The organism is Photobacterium malacitanum, assembly GCF_900185615.1.
Lineage (GTDB): Bacteria > Pseudomonadota > Gammaproteobacteria > Enterobacterales > Vibrionaceae > Photobacterium > Photobacterium malacitanum.
In genome coordinates, this window is record NZ_FYAK01000014.1 from 14,953 (window position 1) to 33,216 (window position 18,264).

Sequence of the window (18,264 nt, forward strand, 5' to 3'; positions counted from 1 at the left end):
TTTATTTGTATTTTTCGTGATTTATAGTGGTTTAATATAAAAATAAATCGCACAAAAATGACAAATTGAACCACCTAAAACAAACAAATGCCAAATTGCATGGTTGTAAGGAATGCGCTTATTGACATAGAACACCACCCCAAGTGAATAAATGACACCGCCTAATGCTAATAACACCAATCCGCCGGTTGCTAATGACAGCGCTAATTGATAGATCACAATCACCGATGACCAACCCATCGCAAGGTAGGTGAATAATGATAATTTTTTGAAACGATGAATAAAGACAATTTTAGCGACAATACCGATCAGGGCTAATCCCCATAATACAGCCATTAATCCCCACGCTAACGGGGTACGCAAGGCAATCAATAAAAACGGAGTATAGGTGCCAGCAATCAATAAATAGATCGCACAATGGTCAAAAATTTTTAACGGTTTTTTCGCGTTTGGAGTTGGGATCCCATGATATAACGTTGAGGCAAGGTACAATAAAATCATACTCATACCGTAAACAGCATAACTAATAATACTCAATGTATCTGCTTGTAAAGCAAAAGCTTTATCTAACAATAAATACAAACCAACCACTGAAAACACCAACCCAAGGCCATGACTAACACTGTTGGCTATCTCTTCCGCCGTTGAATAACCTAACTCAGTTTTGATTACATTATTCATGGTTTACATACCTCAAAGGACATTTTATTCAATCACTATTGTTTTTTCAGCTTACACTTGTAAGTCTAAATTAAGCAACCTTTTGTTTATCACTTTAATGGCTATATTTTTGATAAAAAAAAGGAGCCATTAGGCTCCATAATTAACAGGCTACTGTAACAATTCCAAAGTTGCTTGCCGTGCTGCATCTGGATCGTGGTTTAAAATACCGTCGACAATCCGCTGGTGAACATCAAGCTGCATCACTTCTTCACGAGTGACAACTCGAAAATAATTTTCAAATACCGCTTTGAATAAATTACCAAACGGGCTAATAAAATGATTACCAGAAGAAAAATACACTAATTGATGAAACCGTGTATCAATTTCAATCCAACGCTCTTGATCAAAATTATCTTTCATTTGGTACATTTGCTGCATCAAATGCTCAAACTCAAGTCGATCTTCTGCTGTCGCATGAGCCGCAGCTAATGCCGCCGCTTCAGGTTCTAGGGTCAGCCGAACTTTTTGATACTCAACGATCAATTCTGAGTCAGCATCAAAATCTAACCAAGCTAGCAAATCTTGATCAAGGTAGTTCCAGTTTTTCTTTGGCATTACACGAGTACCAATGCGTGGACGCGGTAATACCATGCCTTTTGCCGCGAGCATTTTTATTGCTTCACGGACAGCAGTACGACTAACGCCATACATTTCACCTAATTCAACTTCGCCTGGTAAAATTTCGCCAGGGGCAGGATCACCGATTAAAATACGGCGACCAATAGCCTCTGCTAATCGATAAGATAAATTACGATTAGCAACAATACGTTGCTGCTCCTGATCCATAGATCCTCTCCCAAGGCCTTTGTTGTACAACTAAACGAACGCGAATATCAATATATTGCCTTTACATATAAGGCTGAGCGACACGGTGCATCAAGGGGGTAATTATTGCAATAGTTACTATCGAAACAAGGTAATTATTAAATATTAGCATTTTGTTGCTTATTTTATACTCGACTTTTAATGACCAGATTGTTATCCTGCGCCCGATTTGATTAACAACCAACCAATATTCTGATGGATGGGTTCTACCCAGTAGGGAATTTTCCCTTCAGAAATATATTTAATTTTTTGGCCATGGATGAGCCTGACAATAGGTGAATTATGCGTCCAGCATCCACAGTCAGGTATGCAAGTACCCCCCGCAGCCCATCGCGTTTACGTGCCACTGCCCACGCACCACAATATAAAGTTAACGCTAAAAAAGCGGCAACCACAGAGGTTAATTTAACCACGGCTGATGCACAGCTCATAACCTCACAACAAATAGTGCTCGAATTGAATAGCAATCAACAGCAACAACGCTAATTTGTTACATTAAGCAGCCTTGGCTGCTTTTTTATTAACCGAATATTGGTATAGACATCGATTGTATCCCAGCGGGCTTTGTTATAATTTACGAATACTAAAATAATGATAATACAATCGTCTAACGATTGGCTCAGCCCAAGCTACGGAGTTAATAATGAAAACCCATCGCGTTAATGAACTGATTGAATTACTGCACCCTGAGTGGAAAAAAGATCCTGACCTTAATTTGGTTGAGTTTCTACTTAAATTAGCTGCTGAAGCTAAATACCAAGGTCCACTAGAAGCATTAACTGATGATGTACTTATTTATCATTTAAAAATGCGTAATAGTGATAAAGACGCCATGATCCCTGGTATTGCTAAAGATTGCGAAGACGATTTTAAAACGGCTATTTTACGTGCCCGCGGGATTATCAAATAATAGTAAGCAATAATTTTAGATGATTAATAAAAGCCAGTTACGATTAACTGGCTTTTTTATGACTAAAAATCACCCTCAGCGTTCAGCGCTATAATGTTTGATTTGTTTTAATCCCATTCACGGTTAAGCTAAACAACTATTCCAAGCCAGATTCAGGATTCCGTCATGGAAAAACAAAGTTTTAGTTTTGCAGATCTCAGCCCCGATGTACTGCTTGATGCGTTAGATAGTATTGAGGTTCATGCCGAGTCAGGTTTATTGGCACTCAATAGTTATGAAAACCGCGTTTATCAATTTAAAGCTGAAGATGGCCAGCGGTATGTGACCAAATTTTACCGTCCAGCCCGTTGGAGCGATCAACAAATTGATGAAGAGCACCAGTTTACTCTTGAGCTGGAACAACACGATATTCCTGTTGCAGCCCCCATTGCCATCAATGGTAGTACCTTGCATCATTTTAACGGTTATCGATTTGCACTGTTTCCAAGTGTCGGTGGGCGTCAATTTGAAGTTGATAATTTTGACCAATTAGAATGGGTCGGACGCTTTTTAGGCCGCATTCATCAGGTCGGTCAACGCCAGTCCTTTATTTATCGTCCAACATTAGGATTAGAAGAATACGTTTATCAACCTCGACAAATACTTGCCAATAGCGACTTTATTCCTGATTACCTAAAAACCAGTTTTTTTGACGATCTTGATCGCTTAATAGCAGAAATTGAAAGCCATTGGTCAACCGACTGGCCTGTTTTACGCCTCCATGGTGATTGTCACCCCGGTAATATTTTATGGCGTGATGGACCAATGTTTGTTGATTTAGATGACGCTCGTAATGGCCCTGCTGTGCAAGATTTATGGATGATGCTCAATGGCGAACGTCATGATCAACTGGCACAACTTGATACACTGCTTGAAGCTTATAGTGAATTTGCCGATTTTGATCCGCGCCAACTTAAATTAATTGAGCCATTACGTGCACTTAGAATGGTCCACTATATGGCATGGTTGGCAAAACGTTGGCAAGATCCAGCATTTCCACGCGCATTTCCGTGGTTTGGCGATGCAAAATACTGGGAAGGTCAGGTCTTAGCATTTAAAGAACAAATTTTCAGCCTAAATGAACAACCATTGCAGCTAATGCCACAATGGTAAGGTAATATAAAATAACAACAATTAATGACTGTACTCAGCTAATATCTAGCTATGACATGGATAATCAGGAACCTCAAAATGATGAAGAATTTACTTGCACTCGTCAGTGCTGCTTTATTGTCTTTTTCTGTTCACGCAGCCAAATTTACGGAAGGCGACTACTACAAGGTATTAGATCAGCCCCAAGCAACCACACCGGTTGTGACTGAGTTCTTTTCACTGTATTGCCCACACTGTTATCAATTTGAACCTATGATTCGACAATTGAAAACCAAACTACCTGACAATGTGAAATTTCAAAAAATGCACGTGTCATTTATGGGTGGCCCAATGGGTAAAGTGATGAGTAAAGCATTTGCTACTGCCGTTATTTTAAACGTTAATGACAAAATGTTACCGGTGCTATTTAACCGTATTCATACGCTCAATCAACCGCCTCGTAATGAAGCAGAAGTGCGTCAAATCTTCATTGATGAAGGTGTACCAGCAGCAGAGTTTGATGGTGCTTTCAATAGCTTTGCGGTTAACTCAATGGTTAGTCGTTATGATAAAGCCTTTGAAGATGCTGGTCTAACCGGTGTGCCTGCTGTTGTGGTTAACAACAAGTACCTTGTGCAAACAGGTAAAATCAAATCTGCTGATGAATATTTTGAGTTAGTTAACTTTTTACTTAAAAAATAGCATCACAGATTAATAAGCTATCACTATAAAAAGAGGCGTTAATCAGCCTCTTTTTTCGTTCTATACCATCTGACTACTGAGCTGTTTTAATAATCGATCCATCGCTCGATAACCAAGCGCTTCAGCTAAATGAGGCCGTTGAATCTGATCCTGCTCCGCTAAATCAGCAATTGTCCGCGCGACCTTAATAATACGATGATAAGCACGAATAGACAGTCCCAATTGATGTAAGGCATTTTCTAAAAACTCAGCATCTTGCAAAGATAAGCCACAATATTGATCTAGTTCGCGAGTAGAGAGCAAAGCGTTAACTTTACCACAACGCGCCAGCATTCGTGCTCGAGCTTGATCAACCCGCGCTTTAATTACCGCACTCGGTTCACCACGATCACCGCCCGTAGTGAGTGTGCCGCGAGGTAATGCAGGAATTTCTAACGACATATCAAATCGATCTAATAGCGGCCCAGATAAACGGCTTAAATAGCGCAAAATAGCTTGCGGATTGGTGCGGGATTGATTGCCTTCATAATAGCCCGTTGGACTTGGATTTAAGGCTCCAATTAATTGAAACCGAGCAGGAAAGGTGGTTTTAGCTGTTGCACGCGATATGACGATTTGCCCCGATTCTAACGGCTCTCGCAATGAATCTAGCACTTTGCGTTCAAATTCAGGCATTTCATCTAAAAATAATAACCCATTATGGGCCAATGAAATTTCCCCCGGTTTAGGCACCGATCCACCACCAACCAAGGCCGCCATTGAACTGGAATGATGGGGAGTACGAAAGGGACGATTAAGCCAGTTGCCTTGATGTAAAGATTGCTGGGTTAATGATGCAACCGCAGCGGTTTCAATCGCTTCCTGATGGGTCATTGGCGGCAACAGATCCCGTAATCGAGATGCCAACATGGTTTTACCGGTTCCCGGAGGGCCTAACAATAATAAATTATGACTTCCCGCAGCCGCGATTTCTAATGCTCGCTTGCCTTGTTGCTGCCCAATAATATCTTGCATATCACGCTGTTCACTTACTGCTTCTGTCGTTGCTGTTGAACGTGGCTGCTGATGTAATTGCAACTGTTGTTGACCACATAAAAACCCGCAAACATCCAATAATGTTGGTGCTGATTTGTGTTTATTTTGCGCCACCAACGCCACTTGATCACCATTTTCATCGGGCACAATTAAACAACGTTTGGCTTTCAAAGCCGCCAATGCTGCTGGCAATGCACCTTTGACTGGCCGTAAATCACCTGACAGCGCCAGCTCACCAATAAACTCATGTTGCTCTAACCGCTGCGACGGAATTTGCCCTGATGCAGCTAAAATTCCCAATGCAATCGGCAAATCAAATCGCCCACCTTCTTTGGGTAAATCTGCTGGGGCTAAATTAACCGTGATTCGGCGCGATGGAAATTCAAATTGAGCATTAATAATTGCACTTCGCACGCGATCTTTGGCTTCTTTGACGGTGGTCTCTGGCAAACCGACTAAAGTAAAACTTGGCATCCCATTACTTAAATGAACCTCAACGGTTACAGCTGGGGCTTCAACGCCCACACAGGCTCGACTATGAACAATCGCAAGTGTCATTGGTGACTCCCCATTGACTGGCAATACATACCAGTGGGTTAATGAAATTTATCGAAGGTGTTACATCAAAGCCCCATTAATGCAGCGAGTTTGTCTATAAAACCAAATTTTTTTCTTGTCATGTGACGCAGATCTGTGTTACCACTTAGATATAGCAACAACTAAACAATAAAAATTGGACAATTATGCGCACAACCGCAACATCCCTAATACTCATTATTAACGTCATCGTGGTGATTATCTCACCGCGCAGGGGATTTGCAGGCGTAAGTTAACGCTACCAAGACACAGCAAAGCCCTCGCACTGAAAAGTTCGGGGGCTTTTTTAAATCAACCAATTTAGTGACAAAATCAGGATCGATTTTTATTTAAACTTTATGTCAACTACATACGCAAGGAGCAGCGATGACAGGGGCAGAGTTAGTCGTACAAGCGCTGCAACAGCAGGGTATAAAAACTATTTTTGGCTATCCAGGTGGCGCAATCATGCCTATCTACGATGCGCTTTATGATGGTAACGTTGAGCATATTTTATGTCGTCACGAGCAAGGGGCAGCGATGGCAGCCATTGGTATGGCGCGTGCTACTCAAAAAGTTGCGGTGTGTATGGCAACATCAGGTCCAGGTGCTACCAATCTCGTCACTGGCTTAGCCGATGCATTTATGGATTCAGTGCCATTAGTCGCGATTACAGGTCAAGTAGCGAGTTCACACATAGGAACTGACGCCTTTCAAGAAATGGATGTGATTGGAATGTCATTGTCATGCACCAAACACAGTTATTTAGTCACTGATATTAATGAGCTTGCACCGACATTAGCTGAAGCGTTTGTGGTTGCTCAAACTGGTCGTCCAGGGCCGGTTATCGTTGATATTGCCAAAGACGTTCAACTTGCAACAGCACCAACAGCCTTATTAGCACCAATTACACCACCCGCATTACCGATTGCTGACACTGCCGCGATAACGACTGCGCAGCAATTATTGCGTCAATGTCAGCGACCAGTATTGTATGTCGGTGGTGGCGTACAAATTGCGCAAGCAACCACAACCTTACGCCAATTTCTACTCAATAATCCGATGCCGTCAGTCAGCACCCTTAAAGGCTTAGGCTCTGTCGCTCGTCATGATCCACATTACCTTGGAATGCTGGGAATGCATGGCACCAAAGCGGCGAACCTTATTGTTCAAGAAGCCGATTTATTGATTGTGGTTGGGGCTCGTTTTGATGATCGCGTTACAGGCAAACTTGATACTTTTGCTCCCCATGCCAAAGTGATCCACATTGATATCGATGCCGCAGAATTTAATAAGCTCCGCCATGCAAACGCGCCTTTACGTGGTGACATTAATACCATTTTACCTCAACTCGAGTTAGGTCAAGATATTAGCCGCTGGTTAACCCACAGTGAGCATTTACGCAAAATTGGTAAATGGCGTTACGACCATCCTGGTGAGTTAATTTATGCACCATTACTGCTAAAACAGCTGTCAGATATGATGCCTGATAGCAGTATGGTATCAACCGATGTAGGCCAACACCAAATGTGGGCTGCGCAGCATATTCAACCTCGTGAACCACAGAACTACATTACTTCTGCCGGACTTGGCACCATGGGCTTTGGTTTACCAGCCGCGATGGGAGCCAGTGTTGCGCGTCCAGATGATCAATCGATTCTGATCTCAGGCGACGGCTCATTTATGATGAATGTTCAAGAACTAGGCACCCTTAAACGCCGCCAAATTCCAGTCAAAATGGTCCTGATTAATAACCAACGCTTAGGCATGGTACGTCAATGGCAATCACTGTTTTTTGATGGCCGCCATAGCGAGACCATTTTGAATGATAATCCAGATTTTGTGATGCTAGCCAGGGCGTTTGATATTCCCGGCAAAACCATCACTCGCAAAGAAGAAGTCGCGCCAGCATTGGCTGAAATGCTTGCCAGTAAAAGTGCCTATTTATTACATGTCGTGATAGATGAAGAACAAAACGTATGGCCATTAGTGCCACCAGGCGCCGCTAATCAAGATATGTTGGAGAACACCTGATCATGGAAAGATATTTACTCGACATAAAAGCTAACGATAAGCCGGTGTTACTTGAGCGTATTTTACGCGTTATTCGCCACCGTGGATTTGTGATCAAGAAAGTGGATGCAACTCAAAATCACCATAGCAATATCGCCACGATCGCTATCATTGTTGATAGTGATCGTCCGATTAGCATTCTGATCAATCAAATAGAAAAACTCTGGGATGTAACCACGGTTGCCACCTCACAAATCGACAATATGGATACTATTTAAGAAGGGAACTCATCATGGCAAACACAGCTGATTATATTTGGTTTAACGGTAATATCGTACCTTGGGCACAAGCCAATGTTCACGTTCTTACCCATGCAATGCACTACGGCACCTCTGTTTTTGAAGGTATTCGTTGTTACAACACTCCCAAGGGACCGGCGGTTTTTCGTCACCCAGAGCATATGCAACGATTACTTAATTCTGCCAAAATTTATCGTTTTCCCATTCCCTATAGCTGCGATGAACTGATGGAAATCTGCCGTGAAACTATTCGCGTCAACAAACTTGATTCAGCCTATATTCGCCCATTAGGTTATGTAGGTAACGTTGGCTTAGGTGTTTGCCCTCCGGTTGATACCGTCATGGATCTGATTGTTGCCGCGTTCCCGTGGGGCTCATACCTTGGTGAAGAAGCACTAGAAAATGGGGTTGATGCGATGATTTCAAGTTGGAATCGCGCCGCACCCAATACTATTCCAACCGCAGCTAAAGCGGGGGGAAATTACTTATCATCACTATTAGTTGGTAGCGAAGCGCGTCGTCATGGTTACGCTGAAGGGATTGCGTTAAGTGTTGATGGCTATCTTTCAGAAGGTGCGGGTGAAAATATTTTTATCGTTCGTAATGGCATCCTGTCAACGCCACCAACAACCAGCGCTATTTTGCCAGGCATCACCCGTGACACCATTATGACTCTAGCCAAAGATCGTGGCTATGAGGTTCGTGAAGAAAATATTGCTCGTGAAGCGCTATACCTTGCCGATGAAATATTCATGACTGGCACTGCCGCTGAAATTGTGCCTGTACGTAGTGTGGATCAAATTACTGTAGGTTGCGGTAAACGCGGGCCGATTACTCAACAATTACAACGCGATTACTTTGGGCTATTTAACGGTGAAACCGACGACAAATGGGGTTGGCTAGACTACGTATACCCAGCTAAATAAGCGACACAGCTCAAGTTAATAAATAGCTTCAGCCATCACCATAATGGCTGAACCAAAAAGGATTTTATTTATGCCTAAGTACCGCTCAGCAACCACCACCCACGGCCGCAATATGGCAGGCGCACGTGCTCTATGGCGCGCAACAGGGGTTAAAGATCAAGATTTCGGTAAACCGATTATCGCCGTTGTAAACTCATTTACTCAATTTGTTCCCGGTCACGTTCACCTAAAAGATCTCGGCCAATTAGTTGCCGAACAAATTGAACAAGCGGGCGGTATCGCCAAAGAATTTAATACAATTGCGGTTGATGATGGTATTGCCATGGGTCACGGCGGCATGCTGTATTCATTACCATCACGCGAATTAATTGCTGATTCTGTTGAATACATGGTCAATGCCCATTGTGCCGATGCGATGGTGTGTATTTCCAACTGTGACAAAATCACCCCAGGAATGTTAATGGCGTCATTGCGATTAAACATTCCAGTTATTTTCGTCTCTGGCGGACCAATGGAAGCTGGCAAAACTAAGCTTTCAGAGCAAGTGATCAAACTTGATTTAGTGGATGCGATGATCCAAGGTGCGGATCCTACTGTTTCTGATCAGCAAAGTGAGCAGATTGAACGTTCAGCATGTCCAACTTGCGGATCCTGCTCAGGCATGTTTACAGCCAATTCAATGAACTGTTTAACCGAAGCGCTAGGATTAAGCCAACCGGGTAATGGTTCAATGCTGGCAACACACGCCGATCGCGAGCAGCTATTTATTAATGCCGGAAAACGTATTGTTGCTTTAACTAAACGCTACTATGAACAAGATGATGACACCGCATTACCGCGTAATATTGCCAATAAACTCGCCTTTGAAAATGCAATGGCACTGGATATTGCGATGGGCGGCTCTAGTAATACCGTCTTGCACTTATTAGCTGCGGCACAAGAAGGTGGGGTTGATTTCACCATGGCAGACATTGATGAAATGTCACGTCGCGTACCACAGTTATGTAAAGTCGCGCCTTCCACGCCTAAATATCATATGGAAGATGTTCACCGCGCAGGTGGCGTTTACGCTATTTTAGGTGAACTTGATCGCGCCGGTTTATTCCACAACCAATGCCATAATATTTTGGGTGAAACCTTTGCCGAAAGCCTGCGCCATTACGACATTATGCAAACCCAATCTCAAGCCGTAAAAGATTTCTTCCGTGCCGGTCCGGCAGGTATTCGCACCACTAAAGCTTTTTCACAACATTGCCGTTGGGACACCCTTGATGATGATCGTCAACATGGCTGTATTCGTAGTCGAGAATTTGCGTTTAGTGATGAAGGCGGATTAGCTGTGCTATCTGGCAACATGGCGCTTGATGGCTGCATCGTTAAAACCGCAGGCGTTGATGAAAGCTGCTTAACCTTTACCGGCCCAGCGGTCGTATTTGAAAGCCAAGATACTGCTGTCGAAGGTATTCTTGGTGGAAAAGTCAACGCTGGTGATGTGGTTGTTATTCGTTATGAAGGACCAAAAGGCGGGCCGGGTATGCAAGAAATGCTCTATCCAACGACCTATTTAAAATCGATGGGGCTAGGTAAAGAGTGCGCCCTGATCACTGATGGTCGCTTCTCAGGCGGCACTTCAGGATTATCAATTGGTCATGTATCACCAGAAGCGGCTAGTGGCGGTACTATTGGCTTAATCAATAATGGCGATATGATCGCGATTGATATTCCTAATCGCAGTATCAAGTTATTGGTTGATGATGCCACGCTCACCACTCGTCGTGCAGAGCTTGAGTTACACGGCTGGAAACCTGTCGATCGCGTGCGTCAAGTGTCATTAGCACTCAAAGCCTATGCGCTACTTGCGACCAGTGCCGATAAAGGTGCTGTACGTGATAAATCCAAGTTAGAAGGATAATCTGATGGCCGAAGTAAACCCTGTTAGCGATCAATATTTACTTAGCGGTGCAGACTATCTGCGCAATATTTTACGCGCCCCTGTATATGAGGTCGCGCAAGTTACCCCTCTACAAAATTTAACTCGCCTCAGTGATCGCATCGGCAATCAGGTGCAATTAAAGCGAGAAGATCGTCAGCCTGTACATTCGTTTAAATTGCGCGGCGCCTACAACATGATGACTCAACTGACAGCGCATCAACGCCAAGCTGGTGTCATTGCTGCATCTGCAGGTAATCATGCCCAAGGATTAGCGTTATCAAGCCAAAAATTAGAGGTGAGCGCCACCATCGTCATGCCGCGTACCACACCCGATATTAAGGTTGATGCAGTACGCGGATTTGGCGCTAATGTGGTTTTGCACGGTAATAACTTTGATGAGGCCAAAATTCATGCTGAAATGCTGGCACAACAACATGGTTATACTTTTATACCTCCATTTGATCATCCAGCCATCATTGCCGGACAAGGCACAATTGGTATTGAACTGGTGCAACAAAATGGCCACCTTGAATATGTGTTCGTTCCTGTTGGTGGCGGCGGTTTAGCCGCGGGCGTCTCGGTATTACTCAAACAACTGCTACCAGAGATAAAGGTTATCGGTGTCGAAGCCGAAGACTCGGCCTGTTTAAAGGCGGCTTTTGATGCTGGACACCCCGTAACACTTGATCAAGTGGGTATGTTTGCCGATGGCGTCGCGGTGAAACGTATTGGCAGTGAGACCTTTCGTTTATGTGAGCAATATCTTGATGATGTGATCACTGTCAGTAGCGATGAAATTTGCGCGGCGGTGAAAGATATCTTTGAAGATACTCGCGCAATTGCTGAACCGTCAGGGGCATTATCATTGGCAGGTTTAAAAAAATATGCTGAGCAGCAGCAATTACAGCAATGTCATTTAGCGGCAATTTTATCGGGGGCTAACCTTAACTTTCATGGGCTGCGTTATGTGTCTGAACGCTGTGAATTAGGCGAGAAACGCGAAGGGCTATTAGCGGTGACGATTCCTGAGCGGCCGGGAGCATTTTTAGACTTTTGTCACCTGATTGGTGGCCGTGCTGTGACCGAATTTAACTACCGCTATAATGATGACAAACTCGCCAATGTGTTTGTCGGGGTACGGTTACTTCAAGGCCAACAAGAGCTTGAACATATTATTGCTGATCTACGTAAAGGCGGTTATCCGGTAATGGACTTGTCGGATGATGAAATGGCCAAAGTACATGTGCGCTATATGATTGGTGGACGACCATCAAAACCATTGCAAGAACGGTTATATAGCTTTGAATTTCCAGAATACCCAGGCGCACTGACTAAGTTTTTATCTACCTTAGGCGGTCAATGGAATATTAGCTTATTTAATTACCGAAACCATGGGGCTGATTATGGCCGAGTCTTATGTGGATTTGAATTAGCTGAGCATGATTTGCTGTCGTTTACCAACCATCTGCGTAAACTGGGTTATCATTGGCATGATGAAACTGACAGCGCAGCATATAGGTTCTTTCTCGCTCAATAAGCTCAAGTGGTTTTGCTCTATTAAGCAGCGCAACCAACGCTGCTTTTTTATTTAAATCACTGCCGATGAGTCAGGGTTCGAGTATATTCCGCCATATACTGCGCTAATTGAATACTCTGTTGTAAAATGATCTGGCGAGCAGAGTGAGGAAGACAGCCAAAGCACTGAACTAATTTATCGATCTCTTCTTTATATTCACTTTCGATAATATCAAGCCCTAAATCACCATAGATAAACCAGGTTAACGGACGTTCGGTTAGCTCTGAAATCTCAACCAATAATCGTACTTTTGGCTCAGTTTTACCGGTCTCTAAATCTAAATAAGTTTGACGTGCAACTTTCAACTGTTGGGCCATATAAACTTGAGTTAAGCCTTTCCATTCACGCGCCTCTTTGATCCGTAGTGCCATCTGTTGTTTACGATCTGTCATTATTTACTCCAAAAAACCGTTGTAAGCATAAGTACTACAACAATCCCTTGCAGATGATGCGCCAAGTTTTTTAGCCCCAAGTTACGATTAAATCAGACAATTACTCTTGAATAACCGCCAGTGTTTGTATTTTGAATTGCAGTTCGTCAGTTTTGATACTGCTATTTTTATTTCGCAAAAAATTAGTGATACCTGCCAACATAACTAGGCTCAAAGATTTAATACTGACAACCAAAAAAGGTGCCTCAAATGGCACCTTTTTTTATAACTAACAATCAACCAATTTAGCGGTTATTCAACCGTTACCGCTTTAGCCAAATTACGCGGCTGATCAACATCTGTGCCTTTAATTAAAGCAACATGATACGCTAATAACTGCATTGGAATGGTGTAAAAAATCGGTGCAATAATCTCATCAACTTTGGGCATGGTAATAATCTTCATGCCATCACTATCATCAAAATCAGCTTCATTATCAGCGAAAACATACAACAATCCGCCACGCGCGCGTACTTCTTCAATATTTGATTTTAGTTTCTCAAGCAAATCATTGGTCGGTGCCACCACAATCACTGGCATTTCAGCATCCACTAACGCTAATGGACCATGTTTAAGCTCACCAGCCGCATAAGCTTCAGCATGAATGTAAGAGATTTCTTTCAATTTCAATGATGCTTCAACCGCAATTGGATAAAACTCACCACGACCTAAAAATAACGCATGCTGTTTATCTGCAAAATCTTCTGCTAATGCCTCAATCGGCTTATCAAATGCTAGCGCTTGTTCGATGTAACTTGGTAGCTGCTGCAATGCTGCCACAATGTGCTGTTCTTGCACGCGATCTAACGTGGCTTGTTGCTTACCAATGGCTGTTACTAGCATCAATAGTGCCACCAGCTGAGTGGTAAACGCCTTCGTTGATGCCACTCCAATTTCAGCCCCCGCACGAGTCATAAAGGCTAAATCAGACTCACGCACTAACGATGACCCCGCAACATTACAAATGGTCATTGCTGCCATATAGCCTTTTTGTTTAGCAAGGCGCAATGCTGCCAGTGTATCTGCCGTTTCACCTGATTGAGAAAGGGTGATCAGTAAGCTATTTGGACGGGTAACAAATTTACGATAACGGAACTCAGAGGCTATCTCGACATCACAGCTTATTCCGGCGATGGATTCAAACCAATACCGTGCCACCATGCCAGCATTATAAGAAGTACCACAAGCAATGATCTGAATATGTTCAACTTTATCAAGGATCGTTGCCGCATCACTACCGATACTTTCGATGATCACATGATCATCGCTAATTCGACCTTCCATGGTGTTGATCAATGCACTTGGCTGCTCAAAGATCTCTTTTTGCATATAATGGCGATATTGGCCTTTATCTGCTGCATCATGCTCTACTGTTGATTCGCTCACTTTACGCTCAACTGCCTGACCTTGACTATCAAATACGGATATTTTACGTCGTGTCACTTCAGCAACATCACCTTCTTCTAAGAACATGAAACGGCGAGTGACATTTAATAATGCCAGTTGATCAGAGGCGATAAAGTTTTCACCAACCCCCAGTCCAATCACTAATGGGCTGCCAGAGCGCGCTACCACTACTCGTTCAGGATCGCGACTGTCCATTACTACAGTACCGTAAGCACCTTCAAGTTGAGTAACGCTATTCTGTACTGCCGTTAATAAACAATCCGCCGTACGCAACTCCCAATCAACTAAATGGGCAATCACTTCAGTATCAGTTTGCGAGCTAAAGACATAACCACGCTCACGCAATAACTCACGTAAAACCTGATGATTTTCAATAATACCATTGTGAACAATGGCAATATGTTGACCAGAAATATGTGGATGGGCGTTAGCTTCTGATGGCTCACCATGGGTGGCCCAGCGAGTATGCGCAATGCCAGTACCACCGCATAAATCGATACTCTCAACCGCATCAGCCAACGCTTGTACCTTGCCTAATTGACGCACACGCTGCAAAGTATTATCAGCAGCTACCACTGCAATACCCGCAGAGTCATAACCGCGATATTCTAAACGGCGTAAGCCTTCAATCAGAATTTCAGCCACATCACGTTGTGCTACTGCACCCACTATTCCACACATAATAATTCCTTTACCACAGCTTTGGTTATTTCAAGATTACCCATTAACGACGGCACGAATCACTCGCACCCCATGTTGTTCAATACTGGCTTTATCGCTATCACTTAAACCTTCATCCGTGATCAAAGTACTGATCCCTTGCCAAGCTAACTCAAGATTAGGAATTTTGCGTCCAACCTTATTTGATTCAACCATCACCACAACTTCACGCGAAACTTCAGCCATCACTCGACTTAATCCCATCAATTCATTAAACGTAGTGGTACCACGATCAACATCAATACCATCAGCACCAATAAACAACTGATCAAAATCATACGAGCGTAATACTGATTCTGCGACCTGGCCTTGAAAAGATTCAGAATGGGGATCCCAAGTACCACCAGTCATTAATAGCGTCGGTTCATTTTCCAGTGCATTGAGAGCATTGGCGACGTGGAGTGCGTTGGTCATCACAATCAAACCTTGCTTATCACCCAATAATGAGATCAATGCGGCAGTCGTACTGCCACTATCAATAATAATGCGATGGTGATCGCGAATTTGCTCTGCGGCGGCTTGTGCTATGGCTAACTTACACACTGAAACTTGCTCGGTGTGTTCAAGAGTGACAATTTCACTCGGCATCGCAATCGCACCACCATAACGGCGCAGTAATGAGCCAGTGATCTCTAAAGCAGCTAAATCCTTACGAATAGTAACTTCTGAGGTAGAAAAATGATGCGCTAAAACATCAACGCTAACCTCGCCTTGCTCACTGACCATAACGGCAATAGCATGGCGACGTTGCTGAGTATTACGTTTCGACATGAAGGATAAACAACACAATAAGTTTCGATTTGAAACTAGTATAGCGTTACTAAAAACGATCCTGCAATACCCTTGAAATAATTTTCATCACAAAATAATACGGTCAAGGGATAACACAAATGGCACTAAAGCCGCAGCAAAAGACCAAAAATCACCCATAAAAAAAGCAGAGCTTGCGCTCTGCTTAATAATATATCGCTCTTTAAACTGACATTTTTTCAGTTATAGAATAAGCCTATTTTTTGGTTGGGCGTTTCCAACCTTTAATCGTACGTGCAGGCGTACGAGTGATCACTAGCTCATCTTCACCAACATTGCGGTTAATGGTTGAACCTGCACCAATCGTTGCGCCACTTGCTACTTTTACAGGAGCAATAAGTTGAGTATCTGAGCCTACAAACACATCATCGCCAATTTCAGTCTTAAACTTATTGGCACCATCGTAGTTACAAGTGATTGTACCGGCACCAATATTTACATTAGTACCAATCTCAGCATCACCTAGATAGCTTAAATGGCCCGCTTTAGAACCAACACCTAAACGAGCTTGCTTCATCTCAACGAAATTACCGACATGAGCTTGAGTCATTAACTCAGCACCAGGGCGTAAACGTGCAAATGGGCCCACAGTACAAGCTTCACCCACAGTCGCGCCTTCAATCACACTGTAAGGACTAATAACACTGTTATCATCAATCTCACAATTTTTCAGCACACAACCGGCACCAATAGTCACGTTATCACCGATACTTACGCTACCTTCAATAATAACGTTCACATCGATTTCAACGTCAGTACCGCATTGCAGTGAACCGCGTAAATCAAATCGAGCTGGATCACGTAACATTACACCTTGCTCAAGTAAACGCTCAGCCTGCATCGCTTGGAATGCTCGCTCTAAACGCGCTAACTGCACACGGTTATTGACCCCTTCAACTTCAATTGCTAGTGCAGGATGTACCGCTTCAACCGCACGACCTTCGTTATGAGCAATTTCAATGATATCAGTCAGGTAATATTCGCCTTGGGCGTTATCGTTCTTAAGCGATGCTAACCAACGCTTAAGATCGCCACCATTAGCCACCATAACGCCGGTATTGATTTCTTTAATCAGTTTTTGTTCTTCTGTGGCATCTTTTTCTTCAACAATCGCTACCACTGGGCCATTACGACGCACAATACGGCCGTAGCCCATCGGGTTATCAAGCACGACAGTCAATAATGCAATACCGCCACTTGGCTGAGCATCAAGTAGATTCTCTAACGTTTGCGCACTAATTAACGGCACATCGCCGTATAGAATCAATGCTTTCTCATCATCAGCAAGATTTGGCACCGCTTGATTAACTGCATGCCCTGTACCTAATTGTTCAGCCTGTAGTACCCAATTAACATTTTCTTTGGCTAATACTTGCTGCATGGTATCGCCACCATGGCCATAAACAAGATTGATACTGTTTGAACCGATATCGTTACAGGTATCAATAACATGTTTAACCATCGGCTTACCTGCAAGGGTATGAAGCACCTTGGGTAAGTTAGAGTACATACGGGTGCCTTTTCCCGCGGCAAGAATCACAGCACTAAAGCTCATGACGAGTATTCCTCTGAATGCATATATAGTTTGTATATTCCTATTGTACCTGTAGATGCACATAGGTTTAAGATGAACTGCACATTTTAACTAAAAAATAACCAACCCAAAAACCGCCAACATATAATATTAACTTATACATGAACAGAAATAGACCATTTGTCGCACTATCATCTATTAAGGTTATCAATAAGATATTAAATACTATTCAGCCATAAAAAAAGCGACCCTAAGGCCGCTTTTTATAATGCTGTTATTAAATATGATTAACGTGAACGTTTGGTCAATTCAATAACGCGTAACTGAGCAATTGCTTTTGCTAGATCACTGGCTGCTTGGGCAAAATCGATATCGCCATGCTGATTATGAATTCTCTCTTCAGCTTGGCGCTTTGCTTCTTCAGCTTTCGCAGTATCTAAATCAATACCACGAATAGCGGTGTCAGCAAGTACGGTTACGATACCAGGTTGCACCTCAAGCATGCCGCCAGAAAGATAAATAACATCTTCTTCGCCACCTTGCTTGATAATGCGTACCATACCGGGAGTAATCGCACTCAACAACGGCGTGTGACCGGCATGAATACCAAGTTCACCTTCGCTACCTGTAACCTGAATACTTTCAGCACGACCAGAAAACAAACGTTTCTCAGCACTGACTACATCCAGATGAAAGGTTATCGCTGCCATATT

Annotated in this window: 17 protein-coding genes; 9 read left to right on the forward strand and 8 right to left on the reverse strand. The window is 43.2% G+C overall.

Translation table 11 applies throughout. The annotated features are described in order from the left end of the window. Positions 1-21: 21 nt before the first annotated feature. Together trhA and PMAL9190_RS17850 are read right to left on the reverse strand one after the other, a co-directional pair. A complete protein-coding gene (gene trhA / locus PMAL9190_RS17845) occupies positions 22-681 on the reverse strand; it encodes a PAQR family membrane homeostasis protein TrhA (RefSeq protein WP_087846486.1) in 660 nt (219 codons plus the stop codon). Positions 682-831: 150 nt separating this feature from the next. Further along, positions 832-1,509, reverse strand: coding sequence for a FadR/GntR family transcriptional regulator (locus tag PMAL9190_RS17850; protein WP_087846488.1), 678 nt, complete (start codon positions 1,507-1,509; stop codon positions 832-834). Between the two features lie 321 nt (positions 1,510-1,830). Between PMAL9190_RS17850 and PMAL9190_RS17855 the strand changes: the two genes are divergently transcribed. The 4 genes from PMAL9190_RS17855 to PMAL9190_RS17870 all read left to right on the forward strand — a co-directional run bounded on the left by PMAL9190_RS17855 (position 1,831) and on the right by PMAL9190_RS17870 (position 4,291). Further along, positions 1,831-2,034, forward strand: coding sequence for a hypothetical protein (locus PMAL9190_RS17855; RefSeq protein ID WP_087846490.1), 204 nt, complete (start codon positions 1,831-1,833; stop codon positions 2,032-2,034). A gap of 157 nt (positions 2,035-2,191) precedes the next feature. Further along, a complete protein-coding gene (locus PMAL9190_RS17860) occupies positions 2,192-2,458 on the forward strand; it encodes a YihD family protein (RefSeq protein ID WP_087846492.1) in 267 nt (88 codons plus the stop codon). A 165-nt stretch (positions 2,459-2,623) separates the two neighbouring features. Continuing rightward, complete coding sequence (locus tag PMAL9190_RS17865) at positions 2,624-3,610, forward strand: serine/threonine protein kinase (protein WP_087846494.1); 987 nt, start codon at positions 2,624-2,626, stop codon at positions 3,608-3,610. A 78-nt stretch (positions 3,611-3,688) separates the two neighbouring features. After that, a complete protein-coding gene (locus PMAL9190_RS17870; protein ID WP_087846496.1) occupies positions 3,689-4,291 on the forward strand; it encodes a thiol:disulfide interchange protein DsbA/DsbL in 603 nt (200 codons plus the stop codon). A gap of 60 nt (positions 4,292-4,351) precedes the next feature. On the opposite strand, the gene PMAL9190_RS17875 is transcribed toward PMAL9190_RS17870, so the two are convergent. Further along, the gene (locus PMAL9190_RS17875; protein ID WP_087846498.1) at positions 4,352-5,884 is read right to left on the reverse strand and encodes a YifB family Mg chelatase-like AAA ATPase; all 1,533 of its coding nucleotides are present in this window, start codon (positions 5,882-5,884) and stop codon (positions 4,352-4,354) included. 405 nt (positions 5,885-6,289) lie between these two features. Between PMAL9190_RS17875 and ilvG the strand changes: the two genes are divergently transcribed. The 5 genes from ilvG (at position 6,290) to ilvA (ending at position 12,610) form a co-directional block, all read left to right on the forward strand. Continuing rightward, positions 6,290-7,936: an acetolactate synthase 2 catalytic subunit gene (gene ilvG / locus PMAL9190_RS17880; RefSeq protein ID WP_087846500.1), complete on the forward strand. Its 1,647-nt coding sequence runs from the start codon at positions 6,290-6,292 to the stop codon at positions 7,934-7,936. A gap of 2 nt (positions 7,937-7,938) precedes the next feature. Then, complete coding sequence (gene ilvM / locus PMAL9190_RS17885; RefSeq protein ID WP_087846502.1) at positions 7,939-8,193, forward strand: acetolactate synthase 2 small subunit; 255 nt, start codon at positions 7,939-7,941, stop codon at positions 8,191-8,193. 11 nt (positions 8,194-8,204) lie between these two features. Then, a complete protein-coding gene (locus PMAL9190_RS17890) occupies positions 8,205-9,140 on the forward strand; it encodes a branched-chain amino acid transaminase (RefSeq protein WP_200813443.1) in 936 nt (311 codons plus the stop codon). 70 nt (positions 9,141-9,210) lie between these two features. Next, positions 9,211-11,052: a dihydroxy-acid dehydratase gene (gene ilvD, locus PMAL9190_RS17895; protein WP_087846506.1), complete on the forward strand. Its 1,842-nt coding sequence runs from the start codon at positions 9,211-9,213 to the stop codon at positions 11,050-11,052. 4 nt (positions 11,053-11,056) lie between these two features. Next, positions 11,057-12,610, forward strand: coding sequence for a threonine ammonia-lyase, biosynthetic (ilvA, locus tag PMAL9190_RS17900; RefSeq protein ID WP_087846508.1), 1,554 nt, complete (start codon positions 11,057-11,059; stop codon positions 12,608-12,610). Positions 12,611-12,666: 56 nt separating this feature from the next. On the opposite strand, the gene PMAL9190_RS17905 is transcribed toward ilvA, so the two are convergent. From PMAL9190_RS17905 to PMAL9190_RS17925, 5 genes are all read right to left on the reverse strand, one after another. Beyond that, a complete protein-coding gene (locus tag PMAL9190_RS17905) occupies positions 12,667-13,041 on the reverse strand; it encodes a helix-turn-helix transcriptional regulator (RefSeq protein ID WP_065167716.1) in 375 nt (124 codons plus the stop codon). 291 nt (positions 13,042-13,332) lie between these two features. Further along, the gene (glmS, locus tag PMAL9190_RS17910) at positions 13,333-15,168 is read right to left on the reverse strand and encodes a glutamine--fructose-6-phosphate transaminase (isomerizing) (protein WP_087846510.1); all 1,836 of its coding nucleotides are present in this window, start codon (positions 15,166-15,168) and stop codon (positions 13,333-13,335) included. A 36-nt stretch (positions 15,169-15,204) separates the two neighbouring features. Then, on the reverse strand, positions 15,205-15,978 hold the full coding sequence (locus PMAL9190_RS17915) for a DeoR family transcriptional regulator (RefSeq protein ID WP_087846512.1): 774 nt from the start codon (positions 15,976-15,978) through the stop codon (positions 15,205-15,207). A gap of 235 nt (positions 15,979-16,213) precedes the next feature. Further along, positions 16,214-17,572, reverse strand: coding sequence for a bifunctional UDP-N-acetylglucosamine diphosphorylase/glucosamine-1-phosphate N-acetyltransferase GlmU (glmU, locus tag PMAL9190_RS17920; protein WP_087846513.1), 1,359 nt, complete (start codon positions 17,570-17,572; stop codon positions 16,214-16,216). Between the two features lie 266 nt (positions 17,573-17,838). Continuing rightward, positions 17,839-18,261 (reverse strand): F0F1 ATP synthase subunit epsilon, encoded by a 423-nt coding sequence (locus PMAL9190_RS17925; protein WP_060999292.1) that lies wholly within the window; start codon positions 18,259-18,261, stop codon positions 17,839-17,841. Positions 18,262-18,264 lie beyond the last annotated feature (3 nt).

Bases quoted from the DNA above. Each gene is read 5' to 3' on its own strand.
- trhA (WP_087846486.1), bottom strand. From the start codon at position 681: ATGAATAATGTAATCAAAACTGAGTTAGGTTATTCAACGGCGGAAGAG.
- PMAL9190_RS17850 (WP_087846488.1), bottom strand. From the start codon at position 1,509: ATGGATCAGGAGCAGCAACGTATTGTTGCTAATCGTAATTTATCTTAT.
- PMAL9190_RS17855 (WP_087846490.1), top strand. From the start codon at position 1,831: ATGCGTCCAGCATCCACAGTCAGGTATGCAAGTACCCCCCGCAGCCCA.
- PMAL9190_RS17860 (WP_087846492.1), top strand. From the start codon at position 2,192: ATGAAAACCCATCGCGTTAATGAACTGATTGAATTACTGCACCCTGAG.
- PMAL9190_RS17865 (WP_087846494.1), top strand. From the start codon at position 2,624: ATGGAAAAACAAAGTTTTAGTTTTGCAGATCTCAGCCCCGATGTACTG.
- PMAL9190_RS17870 (WP_087846496.1), top strand. From the start codon at position 3,689: ATGATGAAGAATTTACTTGCACTCGTCAGTGCTGCTTTATTGTCTTTT.
- PMAL9190_RS17875 (WP_087846498.1), bottom strand. From the start codon at position 5,884: ATGACACTTGCGATTGTTCATAGTCGAGCCTGTGTGGGCGTTGAAGCC.
- ilvG (WP_087846500.1), top strand. From the start codon at position 6,290: ATGACAGGGGCAGAGTTAGTCGTACAAGCGCTGCAACAGCAGGGTATA.
- ilvM (WP_087846502.1), top strand. From the start codon at position 7,939: ATGGAAAGATATTTACTCGACATAAAAGCTAACGATAAGCCGGTGTTA.
- ilvD (WP_087846506.1), top strand. From the start codon at position 9,211: ATGCCTAAGTACCGCTCAGCAACCACCACCCACGGCCGCAATATGGCA.
- ilvA (WP_087846508.1), top strand. From the start codon at position 11,057: ATGGCCGAAGTAAACCCTGTTAGCGATCAATATTTACTTAGCGGTGCA.
- PMAL9190_RS17905 (WP_065167716.1), bottom strand. From the start codon at position 13,041: ATGACAGATCGTAAACAACAGATGGCACTACGGATCAAAGAGGCGCGT.
- glmS (WP_087846510.1), bottom strand. From the start codon at position 15,168: ATGTGTGGAATAGTGGGTGCAGTAGCACAACGTGATGTGGCTGAAATT.
- PMAL9190_RS17915 (WP_087846512.1), bottom strand. From the start codon at position 15,978: ATGTCGAAACGTAATACTCAGCAACGTCGCCATGCTATTGCCGTTATG.
- glmU (WP_087846513.1), bottom strand. From the start codon at position 17,572: ATGAGCTTTAGTGCTGTGATTCTTGCCGCGGGAAAAGGCACCCGTATG.
- PMAL9190_RS17925 (WP_060999292.1), bottom strand. From the start codon at position 18,261: ATGGCAGCGATAACCTTTCATCTGGATGTAGTCAGTGCTGAGAAACGT.